The 13,448-nt window shown below is 70.4% G+C and carries 12 protein-coding genes; 10 read left to right on the top strand and 2 right to left on the bottom strand.

All coding sequences use genetic code 11. The features are described 5' to 3' along the window. Positions 1-3 precede the first annotated feature (3 nt). Complete coding sequence (locus tag ACFVHO_RS26775) at positions 4-1,482, bottom strand: FAD/NAD(P)-binding protein (protein WP_385719566.1); 1,479 nt, start codon at positions 1,480-1,482, stop codon at positions 4-6. Between the two features lie 191 nt (positions 1,483-1,673). On the opposite strand from ACFVHO_RS26775, the gene ACFVHO_RS26770 reads away from it, so the two are divergent. Next, positions 1,674-2,927: a LuxR C-terminal-related transcriptional regulator gene (locus ACFVHO_RS26770; protein ID WP_385719563.1), complete on the top strand. Its 1,254-nt coding sequence runs from the start codon at positions 1,674-1,676 to the stop codon at positions 2,925-2,927. Here the strand turns inward: ACFVHO_RS26770 and ACFVHO_RS26765 are convergent. Further along, the gene (locus tag ACFVHO_RS26765; protein ID WP_385719560.1) at positions 2,836-3,432 is read right to left on the bottom strand and encodes a hypothetical protein; all 597 of its coding nucleotides are present in this window, start codon (positions 3,430-3,432) and stop codon (positions 2,836-2,838) included. The two genes, ACFVHO_RS26770 and ACFVHO_RS26765, sit on opposite strands and share 92 nt — an antisense overlap. Positions 3,433-3,640: 208 nt before the next feature. Between ACFVHO_RS26765 and hemL the strand changes: the two genes are divergently transcribed. From hemL to ACFVHO_RS26720, 9 genes are all read left to right on the top strand, one after another. Next, positions 3,641-4,975: a glutamate-1-semialdehyde 2,1-aminomutase gene (gene hemL, locus ACFVHO_RS26760; protein WP_385719557.1), complete on the top strand. Its 1,335-nt coding sequence runs from the start codon at positions 3,641-3,643 to the stop codon at positions 4,973-4,975. Next, positions 4,972-5,670, top strand: a complete 699-nt coding sequence (locus ACFVHO_RS26755) for a histidine phosphatase family protein (protein ID WP_385719554.1) — start codon at positions 4,972-4,974, stop codon at positions 5,668-5,670. Before hemL ends, ACFVHO_RS26755 begins: the two co-directional genes overlap by 4 nt. Positions 5,671-6,060: 390 nt before the next feature. Beyond that, positions 6,061-7,347: a hypothetical protein gene (locus tag ACFVHO_RS26750; RefSeq protein ID WP_385719551.1), complete on the top strand. Its 1,287-nt coding sequence runs from the start codon at positions 6,061-6,063 to the stop codon at positions 7,345-7,347. Between the two features lie 66 nt (positions 7,348-7,413). Continuing rightward, the gene (locus tag ACFVHO_RS26745; RefSeq protein ID WP_385719548.1) at positions 7,414-8,058 is read left to right on the top strand and encodes a TlpA family protein disulfide reductase; all 645 of its coding nucleotides are present in this window, start codon (positions 7,414-7,416) and stop codon (positions 8,056-8,058) included. Between the two features lie 53 nt (positions 8,059-8,111). After that, positions 8,112-8,849 (top strand): cytochrome c biogenesis CcdA family protein, encoded by a 738-nt coding sequence (locus ACFVHO_RS26740; RefSeq protein WP_385719693.1) that lies wholly within the window; start codon positions 8,112-8,114, stop codon positions 8,847-8,849. A gap of 3 nt (positions 8,850-8,852) precedes the next feature. Beyond that, complete coding sequence (locus ACFVHO_RS26735) at positions 8,853-10,646, top strand: cytochrome c biogenesis protein ResB (RefSeq protein ID WP_385719545.1); 1,794 nt, start codon at positions 8,853-8,855, stop codon at positions 10,644-10,646. Next, positions 10,643-11,779, top strand: a complete 1,137-nt coding sequence (gene ccsB / locus ACFVHO_RS26730) for a c-type cytochrome biogenesis protein CcsB (protein WP_385719542.1) — start codon at positions 10,643-10,645, stop codon at positions 11,777-11,779. The genes ACFVHO_RS26735 and ccsB overlap by 4 nt, the downstream gene beginning before the upstream one ends. Positions 11,780-11,857: 78 nt before the next feature. Beyond that, entirely contained in the window at positions 11,858-12,493 is a 636-nt protein-coding gene (locus ACFVHO_RS26725) for an RNA polymerase sigma factor (RefSeq protein WP_385719539.1), read from the top strand. Further along, positions 12,490-13,443: a CU044_5270 family protein gene (locus tag ACFVHO_RS26720; RefSeq protein WP_385719536.1), complete on the top strand. Its 954-nt coding sequence runs from the start codon at positions 12,490-12,492 to the stop codon at positions 13,441-13,443. Before ACFVHO_RS26725 ends, ACFVHO_RS26720 begins: the two co-directional genes overlap by 4 nt. The last annotated feature ends 5 nt before the right edge of the window (positions 13,444-13,448 follow it).

Here is a 13,448-nt window from a genome sequence, read left to right as displayed (position 1 = left end):
CTGTTACTGACCGGGATTGTCACTGACCGGGACCGTTGCTGACCGGGGCCGTTGCTGACCGGGATGCGGGGCGACGATCGCGTGCGCGGCCCGGGCGGCCTGGGCCGCCAGGCCCGGGATGCTGGACGTGAGGAACGAACCGCCCCCGGCGAGGTCCCCCACCACGTGCAGGCGCGGGTCGGCCGGGACCAGTCCGCCGGCCGGGTGCAGCTTCGCGGAGCCGTCGGCCAGCAGGGCGGTGACCAGCGGTCCGGCGGCCCGGGGGATCGCCTGCGGCGGCGGGTTCACGGCGTTGACGACGACGTCAGAGGTGCTTTCCCCGTGGTTGCCGTGCACCCGGAACCCGCCGTCCGACGCCTCGATCTTGCGGACGCCCGCGACGACGGTGAGCTGCCCGGCGTCCGCCAGCCGCATCAGGGTGGCGGCGTTCACCGGCACCATCGGCGAGGCCACGCTCGTCGCCGTGCGGAAGTGCCGGAGCAGCCGTGTGCGGTCGGGCTCGGACAGCAGTCGCCATGCGTAGGGGCCCACGCTGTGCGCCGTCTCCTGGAGGAGTCGGCGGCCGCGCCTGGGGTCGTCGACGGCGGCCAGTTGCTTCCGCAGGCGCCGGACCGGGTCCTCGGTCCCGGTCGCGAGCAGCTCGGCCACGAGGTCGTCGAAGTCCTCTCCCGCCTCGGCCAGTTCGGCGCGCAGCAGCCCGACGAGGTCGTCGAGGGTGACGGAGCCGTGGTCCCGGTGCAGCGCCGCCACCCGCTCGACGGTCATCTGTCGCGGCCGGTGGCCGACCGGACGCTGCCACACGTGGGGCAGCACACCGCTGCGGGACAGCAGCGTGATCGGCCCGGTGTGGCCGCGTGCGGCGAGTGACACGACGATGTCGACCGCGGTGAGGCCGGTCCCGATGACCGTGACGCCGCTCCTGTGCGGGACCCGTTCGAGTGTGCGGGCCAGCGGATACGGGTCGTTCACGTACCCCGGGGCGCCGTCGAGGCCGTAGTGGTCCTGCGGCGTTCCCCCGCCCACGCACAGGGCCACGTGGTCGGCCTCGTGCGTGTGCCCGTCCTCGGTGCGCAGCGACCAGTGGGCCCCGGGCCGGGTGGCGCCGGTGACGCGGCCGGTGACGGTGCGGACCTGCCAGCCGTTCGCGCGCAGGGCCGCCGACGCCGTCTCCGCGGTGTGCGCGAGGTACGCGCCGTAGAGCGCGCGCGGGACCAGCGGTTGGCCCAGCCGTTCATCGAGGTGGGCGGTGCCGCGCGGGCCCAGCCAGGCCGCGTAGTGCCCGAAGTCCGAGTGGCGGATCGACATGAGGGCCGGTGGCGAGTTGACCAGCACCGTGTCCAGGTCCGGGCCGTAGGGGCGGCCCCGCCAGAGGTGCGGGGACGGCTCGAACACCGTGATGGTCCCCGGTCTGTCGGCGGTGGCTGCCAGTGTGTCCAGCAGGCCGACCGCGGCGGCACCCGCTCCGACGATGGCGATGTCCACGCTCTTCCCCTTCCCGTCGTGGGCCGCGGTCGGATGGAAGCCGCGGCCTCTTCGAGCCTTGCCGGTCCCGGTGCGGGGCCCCATCCCCCGCGAGCGGTGACCGGCCCGGGAACGACCCCCTCGAACGGGGGGTTGGTGCGGGACGGGAGGACGGGCACGCTTGTCCGCGTCCAGACCACGGGGGTGTCTCCATGTCCGCTGCGCGTCGCCACGACGAGGTGCTGTCCGCTCACACCAAGGTGCTGTCGGGCGCCGACCGGGCCACCGGAACGCACGACCTCTTCAGCCGGGCGTCCGCCGAGTTGCGACGGCTCGTACCGTTCGACTCGGCGGTGTGGGCGGCCACCGACCCGGAGACCGGTCTCATCACCGCGCCGATGCTGGTGGAGAACCTCGGCTCCGGTGAGGGCTGCGCCGCGTACTGGGAGAGCGAACTCCTGGAGGAGGACGTCCTGCCGTTCCGGGACCTCGCCCGTGCCGCCGTGCCGACGGCCGGCCTGCGCGCGGCCACCGGTGACCTGCCCGCACGGAGCGCGCGCTTTCGCCGACTGCTCGGCAGCCAGGGCGTGGGGGACGAACTGCGGGCCGTCCTGCGGGTCGGCGACCGGCCCTGGGCCGTGATCAGCCTGTTCCGCATGGGCGACGGCGCCCCGTTCGGCCAGGACGAGATCACCTTGCTCGCCGGCCTGTCCGCTCCGCTGGCCTCGCGGCTGCGCCGGTTCGCCCGCCCGTCCGCGTCCGACGGCCGGACCGACGCGCCCGCGCCCGGACTGGTGCTCTTCGATCCCTCCGGTGAACCGGCCTCGGTCAACGAGGAGGCACGGCAGCACCTCGCACGGCTCCCCGAAGGCCCCTCCGTCCCCTCGCAGTTGGGTCTGAGGGTGCCGATCTGGCTGGTCGCCACCGCTCTGCAGGCCCGCGCGATCGCCCGGGGCCGGGAGCGGACGGGCGGCGCGAGGACCCGCATCCGGACCGTCGACGGCCGCTGGCTGACCTGCCACGCCTCCTGCCTCAGCGGTCCGGGCGGGCAGCCCGGCCCCGTGGCGGTCGTCATCGAACCGGCGGCCGCCGCCGACCGGGCGGTCCTCGTCGCCGAGGCGTACGGTCTGACGCCGCGCGAGCTGCAGATCACCCAGCTCGTCACGCGGGGGCTGCCCACCGCCGAGATCGCGGCGACGCTGTTCATCTCCCCGCACACCGTGCGCGACCACCTGAAGGCCGTCTTCGGCAAGGCGGAGGTCTCCAGCCGGGGTGAACTCGTCGCGCGGCTGTTCGCCGAGCACTACCGCGCCGGGGGAGAGCCCCGGCGTCAGCCCTCACAGGGGCAGGTCAGGGCCACACCGAGCGATCAGGTCAGGGCCACACCAAGCAGTAGGGCTGATGCCCGGCCTCATGCAGCCGGTGGGAGAAGTCCTGCCACTCGTGCAGGAGTTGATACACGTTGAAGGCGTCCCTGGGGCCGCCGCGGTCGGGGACCGTGGACCAGATGAAGGCCGCCGCGCCGACCGACTCCTCGCCGATGCCGCGCAGCGGGTCGACGACCGTCATGGGGAGCTTGACGACGGCGTAGTCGGGGTGGAGCACGACCAGTTCCAGCGGGGGGACCTTGTGCAGGGGTATGCCCTCGATGCCGGTGAGGACCATCGCGGCCATCGTCTCCGGCTTGATCTTGGTGAACATGCCGCCCATGCCGAGCTCGTCGCCGCCGAGTTCCTCGGGGCGCATCGAGATGGGGACCCGGGCCGCCGTGGCGCCGTCGGGGGCGCCGAAGTATTTGTAGGTCACCCCCACCCCGCCGCTCCTGTTTCCCGCCCGCTCACGCTGCACCTTGTCCGGCGTCCGCTGCTCGGGTGCCGGGACCGCCTCTGCCTCTCGCCGGTGCTTGCCCCGCCGGGCACGCCGGGGACCCAGGCCGTCGGTCCCCTCGCCCAGTCCGCCACCGCGCTGCATATCTCCACCCGACTGCTTTTCTAGAGCGCGCGGACCCCGCCGCGCAACCCGATCATCGTGTCAGTGACCTCCCCCACGGTCACCCGCCGAAACGTGGGGTGAAACACCAGTCCACAGGATTTCCGCACAACGGCCCCACGGCGAGGCCGACAGCGTGGAAAACCGCCGCACAGGAGGCCCGGCCACGATGTCCGGACCCTCTGACACCATGGTTCATGTGAGCTTCCCGTATAGCGCCCCAGTTTCGCAGACTCTTTTCGACCGTGCGGCGGCCGTGACGCCCGGCGGTGTGAACTCGCCCGTACGCGCCTTCCGCGCCGTGGGCGGTACGCCCCGTTTCATGGTGTCCGGTACCGGTCCGTACCTGACGGATGCCGATGGCCGCGAGTACGTGGACCTCGTGTGTTCATGGGGACCCATGATCCTCGGCCACTCCCGTCCCGAGGTCACCGCGGCCGTCCAGGAGGCCGTCGCCCGCGGCACCTCCTTCGGCACGCCGGGCGAGGGCGAGGTCGCCCTCGCCGAGGAGATCGTCGACCGGATCGCCCCGGTCGAGCAGGTCCGCCTCGTCTCCAGCGGCACCGAGGCGACGATGTCCGCCATCCGCCTGGCCCGGGGCTTCACCGGGCGCGCCAAGGTGATCAAGTTCGCCGGGTGCTATCACGGGCACGTGGACGCGCTCCTCGCCGCGGCCGGGTCGGGCGTCGCGACCCTCGGCCTGCCGGACACGCCGGGCGTCACCGGCGCCCAGGCGGGCGACACCATCGTCCTGCCGTACAACGACCTGGAGGCCGTGCACGAGGCCTTCCACACCCACCCCGGCGAGATCGCCTGTGTGATCACGGAGGCCTCGCCCGGGAACATGGGCGTGGTGCCGCCGCGCCCCGGCTTCAACGAGGGCCTGAAGTCCGCGTGCGCGAAGAACGGCGCGCTGTACATCTCCGACGAGGTCATGACCGGATTCCGGACAAGTAAAGCCGGATGGTTCGGAGTTGACGGGGTGGCGCCCGATCTCATGACCTTCGGAAAGGTCATGGGCGGCGGATTCCCGGCGGCCGCTTTCGGTGGCCGCGCCGATGTCATGGGGCATCTCGCGCCGGTCGGGCCCGTTTATCAGGCGGGCACGCTGTCCGGGAATCCCATCGCCACGGCCGCGGGTCTCGCGCAGTTGCGCCTCCTTGACGACGCGGCGTACGAGAAGGTGGACGCCGTCTCCGCCGAACTGCGCGGCCTGGTGAGCGAGGCGCTGAACAAGGAAGGCGTCGCGCACCGCGTGCAGAACGCCACCAATATGTTCTCCGTGTTCTTCACCGACCGTGAGGTGCGGAATTACGACGACGCCAAGACCCAGGAGTCGTTCCGCTTCACCGCGTTCTTCCACTCGATGCTGTCGCAGGGCGTCTATCTGCCGCCGTCGGCCTTCGAGTCCTGGTTCGTTTCCACCGCCCATGACGAGCGTGCCGTCGAGCGCGTCGCCGCCGCCCTGCCGGCCGCCGCGCGCGCGGCGGCCGAAGCCACGAACTCCCCGGAGGCCACCGCATGACCGCGGGCAACACCAGTGCGGGCAGTGAGATCACCGTCGTCCACCTGATGCGCCACGGCGAGGTGCACAACCCCGACGGGATCCTCTACGGCCGCCTTCCCGACTACCACCTCTCCGACCTCGGCCGGCAGATGGCCGACCGCGTCGCCGAGCACCTGTCCACCAGGGACATCACACACGTCGTGGCCTCCCCCCTGGACCGGGCGCAGGAGACCGCGACCCCCATCGCCAAGGCGCACGGCCTCGACCTGGCGTCCGACGGGCGGCTCATCGAGGCCGACAACGTCTTCGAGGGCAAGACCTTCGGCGTCGGCGACGGCGCCCTGAAGAACCCGGAGAACTGGAAGCACCTGGTCAACCCGTTCAAGCCGTCCTGGGGCGAGCCGTACGTCGAGCAGGTCGTGCGGATGATGGGCGCCCTCGACGCGGCCAAGGACACGGCGCGCGGGCACGAGGCCGTGTGCGTGAGCCATCAGCTGCCGATCTGGATCGTGCGCAGCTTCGTGGAGAAGAGGCGCCTTTGGCACGACCCGCGCAAGCGGCAGTGCACGCTCGCCTCTTTGACGACGTTCACCTATCGCGGCGACAAGATCGTGTCCGTTGGTTACTCGGAACCTGCCCGGGATCTTGTCCCTAAGCACCTTCTCGCCGGCGCTAAGCCGGTGAAGGGGAAGAGCAAGGCATTCGGCGCGTGACGCCGGCGCTGTGCCTGTAGGACGGGGCTCGGTGTGGGGGCTTGTATTCGCGGGGAATCTGCGGGCCGGTTGTGGCTGGTCGCGCAGTTCCCCGCGCCCCTTTCAGGGCCGCGGATCGCCGCACCCCTTTCGGGGCGCCTCTGTCACGCCGGGTGTTCGCTATCCGTTGGCTGTGTGTTCGCTGTGTGCGGCGGGTAATTGGGCGAACACCCTATGATGCCGAATGTCTCTTCTCTGTAATAGACCCCATATTGACCCTCCTGTTCGGAACCCGGGTCTTCGTCGCACCCTCTAAGGGGTTGTCCTTCAGCCAGGAGGACCAAAAGCGCGACGAATGGGGTTGGAATGCGCGACGACAGCCGCACGGACCGGGGACGCGGAGTACCGGCGATGCGCCGGACCTCCCTGAGTCGCCGGGGCGCGCTCGGCCTGGGTGCCGGCGCGGCGGCGGCCATCGGCCTTTCGGCCTGCGGCTCCGGTTCCGGCGACTCGGGATCGGGCGCGGACAACGCCAAGGGCGCCGGGAAGCCGGGTACGCCGAGCCGCCCGGCCAAGCCCATCGGTGACGGCTCCACCGCCTTCACGGGCAAGCAGCCGAACCAGCCCGAGAAGCCGCGCCCGCTGGAGCCCGGCGAGACCCCGCCGCAGTTCGTCGTCTTCTCCTGGGACGGTGCCGGTGAGGTCGGCAACGGTCTGTTCCCGCGCTTCCTGAAGCTGGCGAAGGAGCACGACGCGGGGATGACGTTCTTCCTCTCCGGGCTCTACCTGCTCCCCGAGTCCAAGAAGCGGCTCTACCGGCCGCCGAACAACGGCGTCGGCGCCTCCGACATCGGCTACCTCACCGACGGCCACATCAAGGACACCCTGAAGTACGTGCGCCAGGCCTGGCTGGAGGGCCATGAGATAGGCACGCACTTCAACGGGCACTTCTGCGCGGGCACCGGCTCCGTGGCCAACTGGACGCCCGCCCAGTGGCAGTCCGAGATCGACCAGGCGAAGTCGTTCGTGACGAAGTGGCGCACCAACACCGGCTGGAAGGACCTGGAGCCGCTGCCCTTCGACTACGAGAAGGAACTCGTCGGCGGCCGCACCCCCTGCCTGCTCGGCCAGGACAACCTGCTGCCGACCGCCAAGAAGCTCGGCTGGCGCTACGACGCCTCCTCGCCGGGCGGCCGCCAGAAGTGGCCGGACAAGAAGATGGGCATCTGGGACCTGCCCCTGCAGGCCGTGCCGTTCCCCGGCCACACCTTCGAGGTCCTCTCGATGGACTACAACATCCTCGCCAACCAGTCGAAGAACTCCACGAAGGCCCCGCCGTCCAACTACCCGGGCTGGCGCAAGCAGGCCACCCAGGCCTACCTCAAGGGCTTCCAGCGCGCCTACGAGTCCAACCGGGCGCCCTTCTTCATCGGCAACCACTTCGAGGAGTGGAACGGCGGCATCTACATGGACGCCGTCGAGGAGGCCCTCAAGGGCATGGCCGGGAAGAAGGACGTACGCCTGGTGTCCTTCAAGCAGTTCGTGGACTGGCTGGACGTGCAGAAGCCGGATGTCCTCGCCAAGCTGCGCGGCCTGGAGGTCGGCCAGAAGCCGGCCGGTGGCTGGAAGAGCTACCTGTCGGGCGGCTCCTCGGCCGGTCAGGGCGACGCGGGCGAGGACACCGGCAACGCGGCCTGAAATGGGACTTTCCGCTACTGCGGGGGGCGTCGAAGATCCCCGGAACGGGCATGCGAAACTTTTCACATGAGTGCCGCCCGCCGCGCCCCCCGCAGCCAGAACCGCAGCCTCCGCCGAAGCGTCCGCAGCCGTCGCAGTCGTGCGACGCTGCTGGCGGCGGGCGCCGCGGCGGCCGCGCTGACGCTGTCGGCGTGTGGCTCGGGCGGCACCTCCGGCGGCTCGGGCAAGACGAACTTCGTCACCGGCAAGGACGGCATCGCCACCGTCAAGCAGGGTGACCGGCACGACGCCCCGGCCATCGACGGCAAGACCCTCGACGGCAAGCAGCTCAGCATCGACGACTACAAGGGCAAGGTCGTCGTCCTGAACGTCTGGGGCTCCTGGTGCCCGCCCTGCCGCGCCGAGGCACCGAACTTCGTGAAGGTCGCCGCCGACACCAAGGACGACGTCCAGTTCGTCGGCATCAACGCCCGTGACCCCGAGAAGGGCCCGGCGATCTCCTTCGAGAAGGACTACAAGGTCACCTACCCGAGCCTGTACGACCCGATGGGCAAGCTGATGCTGCGCTTCCCCAAGGGCACGCTGAACCCGCAGTTCATCCCCTCCACGATCGTCATCGACCGGGACGGGAAGATCGCGGCGCGCTCCCAGCAGCCCCTCAACGAGGAGAAGCTGCGCAAGATGGTCGAGCCCCTGGTCGCGGAGAAGTGAGCGCCGTGTCCACCTCCGCGTCCCTCCTGACCCTTGCCGCCCAGCCGGGCGAGATGAACCAGACGGTCTACAGCGGCACCCTCGCGCTCGCCCTGCCGATCGCGCTGCTCGGCGGCCTCATCTCGTTCTTCTCGCCCTGTGTGCTGCCGCTCGTGCCCGGCTACCTCAGCTACGTCACCGGCGTCAGCGGCACCGACCTCGCCGACGCCCGGCGCGGACGGATGGCCGCGGGCGCCGGTCTCTTCGTACTCGGCTTCACCGCCGTCTTCGTCTCCACCGGCGCGCTCTTCGGCTACTTCGGACAGAACCTGCAGGACTACCAGAGCGTCATCAACAGGGTGCTCGGCGTCCTGATGATCGCCCTCGGGCTGTTCTTCATGGGCCTGATGCCGTGGCTCTCGCAGCGCGAGTTCCGCTTCCACAAGAAGCCCGCCACCGGACTCGCCGGGGCGCCGCTGATCGGCGCGCTGTTCGCCGTCGGCTGGGCGCCGTGCGTGGGCCCGACGCTCGCGTCCGTGAACGCGCTCGCCATCGACCAGGCGACCGCCGGCCGCGGCGCCATACTGAACGTCGCGTACTGTCTGGGACTCGGGCTGCCCTTCATCTTCGCCGCCATCGCCTTCCGCAAGGCGCTCGGTGCCTTCGGCTGGGTCAAGCGCCACTACGTCTGGGTGATGCGCGTCGGCGGCATCATGATGATCGCGACCGGACTGCTGATGCTGACCGGTGTCTGGGAGGGCCTCGTGCAGGAGATGCAAGTCTGGTCCAGGGGCTTCACGGTGGGGATCTGATCCATGAGCAAGACCGAGACCGACACCAAGAACGGCGCCGCGCAGGACGCGCCCGGCGCCCAGGACGAACTCGGCGCCGCGAGCGCCCAGCTCTCCACCGCCCCCCTCGACGACGCCGCGGGCTCCGCGCCCGGTCCCGGCATGCCCGCGCTGGGCGTCATCGGCTGGATCCGCTGGTTCTGGCGGCAGCTGACCTCCATGCGGGTCGCGCTGCTCCTGCTCCTGCTGCTGTCCCTCGGCTCGATCCCGGGCTCGCTGATCCCGCAGGAGAACCCCGACGCGCTGAAGGTCGAGGACTTCAAGGCGGCCCACACCACGCTCGGGCCGCTCTACGACAAGCTGGGCCTGTTCCACGTCTACAGCTCGGTGTGGTTCTCCGCGATCTACATCCTGCTGTTCGTCTCGCTCATCGGCTGCATCGTGCCGCGCACCTGGCAGTTCGTCGGCCAGCTCCGCGGCCGCCCCCCGGCGGCGCCCAAGCGGCTCACCCGGCTGCCCGCGTACACGACGTGGCGCACCGAGGCCACGCCCGACGAGGTGCACGAGGCGGCGCAGCGGCTCCTGAAGCAGCGGCGCTTCCGCTCGCACCAGGTCGGCGGCTCCGTCGCCGCCGAGAAGGGCTACCTCCGCGAGGCCGGGAACCTGTCCTTCCACATCGCGCTCATCGTGCTCCTGCTCGCCTTCGCCGCCGGACAGCTCTTCAAGTCCGAGGGCGGCAAGCTGATCATGGAGGGCGACGGCTTCTCCAACACCCTCACGCAGTACGACGACTTCAAGTCGGGCAGCCTCTTCGACACCGACGACCTCGCGCCCTTCAGCTTCAAGCTGGACCGCTTCGAGGGCTCGTACGAGATGTCGGGCCCCGAGCGCGGCACGGCCCGCACGTACAAGGCGCACGTCACCTACAGCGAGGGCGCCCACGGGCCGGAGAAGAAGAAGGCCATCGAGGTCAACGAGCCGCTCGAGGTCGACGGCTCGAAGGTCTACCTCATCGGCCACGGCTACGCGCCCACCGTCACCGTCCGCGACGGCAAGGGCAAGGTCGTCCAGCGGGTCTCCGTGCCGCTGCTTCCCATCGACTCGATGGGCACGGCCACCGGCGCCATCAAGATCCTCGACGGCTACCGCAACAAGGACGGCAAGAAGGAACAGCTGGGCTTCAACGCCTTCTTCGTGCCGACCTTCGCCGGTGAGGGCAACGGCCAGATGTTCTCCCAGTTCCCCGCGCCCTTCAATCCGCGGCTCGCGCTGTCGGCGTACCACGGCAGCCTCGGTGTGGACTCCGGTGTTCCGCAGAACGTGTACCAGCTGGACACGCGGAAGATGAAGAAGTTCAAGGACGCGAAGGGCGAGCTGCTGAAGAAGCGGCTCAAGATCGGCGAGACCATGAAGCTGCCGAACGGCGCCGGGTCGATCACCTTCGAGAAGGAGCTCAAGCAGTGGGCGACCTTCCAGATCTCGCAGGAGCCCGGCAGCAGCTGGGCGCTCGGCGGCGCCATCGCCGCCATCGCGGGCCTCGCCGGATCCCTGTTCATCCAGCGCCGCCGCGTGTGGGTGCGGGCCACGACGGGTGCCGACGGCGTCACCGTCGTGGAGATGGCGGGCCTCGGCCGCAGCGAGTCCGCCAAGGTGCCCGAGGAGCTGGGCGCGCTGGCCGCGCAGCTGCACGAACAGGCGCCGAGCGCACCCGACGCGGACCCCGAGCCCGCCGAAGCCAAGACCGACCCCGAGGCCGACACTCCGTCCGACCCCGACCCCACCCCCGATGTTGTTCCTGCCGAAGGGGCTGAGAAGTGACTCTCGCCACCACCCTCGCCGCCGAGCCGAACGAGAACCTCGCGCACATCAGCAACGTGCTGATCTACTCCGCGATGGGCGTCTATCTGCTGGCCTTCTTCGCGCTCATGGCGGAGTGGCTGTTCGGCAGCCGCAGCAAGGTCGCCCGTACGGCCGCCGCGCTCACCGAGCAGTCGGAGCAGGCCGACGAGTCCGCCGCCAAGGCGTCGGCTCCTGCCGTCACCGTGCGGGCCAAGGGCGGCACGGCCACCCTTGAGCGCCCGAAGGCCGCCGCCAAGGAGGCCCCGAAGGTCGTCACCCGCGCCGCCGCGGGCAGCCGCGACGTGCCGGACGGCCCCGGTGCCGCCGCCGGTGACGAACAGGGCGACCTCTACGGCCGGATCGCGGTCTCCTTCATCGCCCTCGGCTTCCTCATCGAGGTGGGCGGTGTCGTCACCCGCGCCCTGTCGGTGCAGCGTGCCCCGTGGGGCAACATGTACGAGTTCAACATCACCTTCTCCTCGGTGGCCGTCGGCGTCTTCCTGACGCTGCTCGCGCTGAAGAAGAACGTCCGCTGGATCGGCCTGCCGCTGATCACCTCGGTCCTCCTCGACCTCGGCCTCGCGGTCACCGTCCTGTACACCGAGTCCGACCAGCTGGTCCCGGCGCTGCACTCGTACTGGCTGTGGATCCACGTGTCCACGGCGATCTTCTGCGGCGCCGCGTTCTACGTCGGCGCGGTCTCCACCGGCGCGTACCTCTTCAAGGACAGCTACGAGGCCAAGCTGCAGGCCGGCGGGAAGCCCGGCCGCTTCGCGACCTCCGTGATGGAGCGACTGCCCGCGGCGGCCTCGCTCGACAAGTTCACGTACCGCATGAACGCGGCGATCTTCCCGCTGTGGACGTTCACGATCATCGCGGGCGCCATCTGGGCGGGCGACGCCTGGGGCCGCTACTGGGGCTGGGACCCCAAGGAGGTCTGGTCGTTCATCACGTGGGTGGCGTACGCCTGCTACCTGCACGCCCGCGCCACGGCCGGCTGGAAGGGCCGCAAGGCCGCCTACCTGGCCCTGATCGCCTTCGGCTGCTGGCTGTTCAACTACTACGGCGTCAACATCTTCGTGAGCGGCAAGCACTCGTACGCCGGGGTCTGATCCGGCGGCCGACAGGGGCCGGTTTCCGTGACGTGGGTCACGGGAACCGGCCCCTTCCGTATGGACAGATGAGAGGGCGTGGAGACGAATCAGGGGGAACTCGCGGCACAACGGCGGCAGACGCGCGTACGGATCCGGGGCTCGGACCCCGACGCCTTCGGTGAGCTCTTCGACACCTATGCCCGCTCCGTCTACAACCACGCCTACCGCCTGACGGGCGACTGGTCGGCGGCCGAGGACATCGTGTCGCTGACGTTCCTGGAGGCGTGGCGGCTGCGGGAGAAAGTGGACGTCGACGGCGGCTCACTGCGTCCGTGGCTGCTCGGCATCGCCACGAACGTGACCCGCAACCAGCGGCGCGCCGCCCGCCGCCACACGGCCGCGATGGCCCGGCTCCCGCGCGACGAGTCCGTCGCCGACTTCGCCGACGAGGTCGCGGGGCGCATCGACGACACCGAGCAACTCGCCCTCGTGCGGACGGCCCTCGCGAAGCTGCGCCGGGCCGAGCGGGAGGTCCTCGCGCTGTGCGTGTGGTCGGGGCTCGGGTACGAGGCGGCGGCCGTGGCGCTCGGCATTCCGGTGGGGACGGTACGTTCGCGGCTCTCCCGGGCCCGTACAAAACTCGCGAAAGCGATGGAAACGCCTAAAGGGCGCGGACAGGTGAGAGATGACCGCGCGACCGCGGTCAGGCCCATCCAGGAGGGAAACCGATGAAGTCCGAAGCCGAACCCGACTTCCCGACCTTCCCGTCTCCGAGCGAGCGGGACCTCCCGCCGGGCCGTCACCTTCTGCTCAAGGAGCACCTGATGACCGAGATCCGGCAGACCGAGACCGAGACCTCCGGGGCCCCCGGGCCCGCCCCCCGGCGGCGGAGGCCGTGGCTGCGGCCCGCGCTCGTCGCGGGCGCGGTGGCCGCCGCCGTCGCGGCGGGCGTCCTCGTCGCGTCGCCGTTCGGCGGCGGACCGGCCCAGGCCGGACCGCCGTCGAAGGAGACCGTGAAGATGCTGGAGGACATCGCGGACGCCGCGCGGCGCTCGCCCGCGCCGAAGAACGTCCGGGACGACCAGTTCGTCTACATCAAGAGCAAGGTCGCCTTCAGCTCCGACGAGGGTCTCGACCCGCTGCACCGGCGGGAGATCTGGATGTCCGTGGACGGCAGGCACACGGGGCTGCTGCACGAGCCCGTGAACGACCACAAGAACATGCGGATGGAGCCGGAGCTGCCCCTCGTCGCGACCGACACCAACTACCGCAACCTCCAGAAGCTGCCGACCGATCCGGTCAACATGCTCGACTGGCTGCGCAGGGAGAGCAGCGGCGAGAAGAGCGCGGACCAGCAGGCCTTCACGCTCGTCGGTGATCTCTCCCGCGAATCGCTCATCCCGCCGAAGCAGGCCGCCGCCCTCTATCTCGCCGCGTCGAAGATCCCCGGAGTCGAGCTGATCGAGGACGCGGTGGACGCCGAGGGGCGGCACGGGGTCGCCATCGCCCGTGAGGACGACGGGGTGCGCGAGGAGCTGATCTTCGACGAGAAGACCAAGCAGTACCTCGGCGAGCGGGAGGTCCTGACGGAGGACAAGCCGTTCGGCAAGAAGGGCGACCTGTTGGCCGACACCGCCGTCCTGGAGCGGAAGGTCGTCGACAAGGCGGGCGAACGCCCGTAGCGGGA

This window comes from Streptomyces sp. NPDC127108, from assembly GCF_042677545.1.
Classification (GTDB): Bacteria; Actinomycetota; Actinomycetes; order Streptomycetales; family Streptomycetaceae; genus Streptomyces.
This window is presented reverse-complemented; position numbering and strand designations above follow the sequence as displayed.

Excerpts from the sequence above, each read along its gene's own strand:
- ACFVHO_RS26755 (WP_385719554.1), top strand. The coding sequence starts at position 4,972 with ATGACCGCGGGCAACACCAGTGCGGGCAGTGAGATCACCGTCGTCCAC.
- hemL (WP_385719557.1), top strand. The coding sequence starts at position 3,641 with ATGGTTCATGTGAGCTTCCCGTATAGCGCCCCAGTTTCGCAGACTCTT.
- ACFVHO_RS26720 (WP_385719536.1), top strand. The coding sequence starts at position 12,490 with ATGAAGTCCGAAGCCGAACCCGACTTCCCGACCTTCCCGTCTCCGAGC.
- ACFVHO_RS26740 (WP_385719693.1), top strand. The coding sequence starts at position 8,112 with ATGAACCAGACGGTCTACAGCGGCACCCTCGCGCTCGCCCTGCCGATC.
- ACFVHO_RS26750 (WP_385719551.1), top strand. The coding sequence starts at position 6,061 with ATGCGCCGGACCTCCCTGAGTCGCCGGGGCGCGCTCGGCCTGGGTGCC.
- ACFVHO_RS26735 (WP_385719545.1), top strand. The coding sequence starts at position 8,853 with ATGAGCAAGACCGAGACCGACACCAAGAACGGCGCCGCGCAGGACGCG.
- ACFVHO_RS26745 (WP_385719548.1), top strand. The coding sequence starts at position 7,414 with ATGAGTGCCGCCCGCCGCGCCCCCCGCAGCCAGAACCGCAGCCTCCGC.
- ACFVHO_RS26765 (WP_385719560.1), bottom strand. The coding sequence starts at position 3,432 with ATGCAGCGCGGTGGCGGACTGGGCGAGGGGACCGACGGCCTGGGTCCC.
- ACFVHO_RS26770 (WP_385719563.1), top strand. The coding sequence starts at position 1,674 with ATGTCCGCTGCGCGTCGCCACGACGAGGTGCTGTCCGCTCACACCAAG.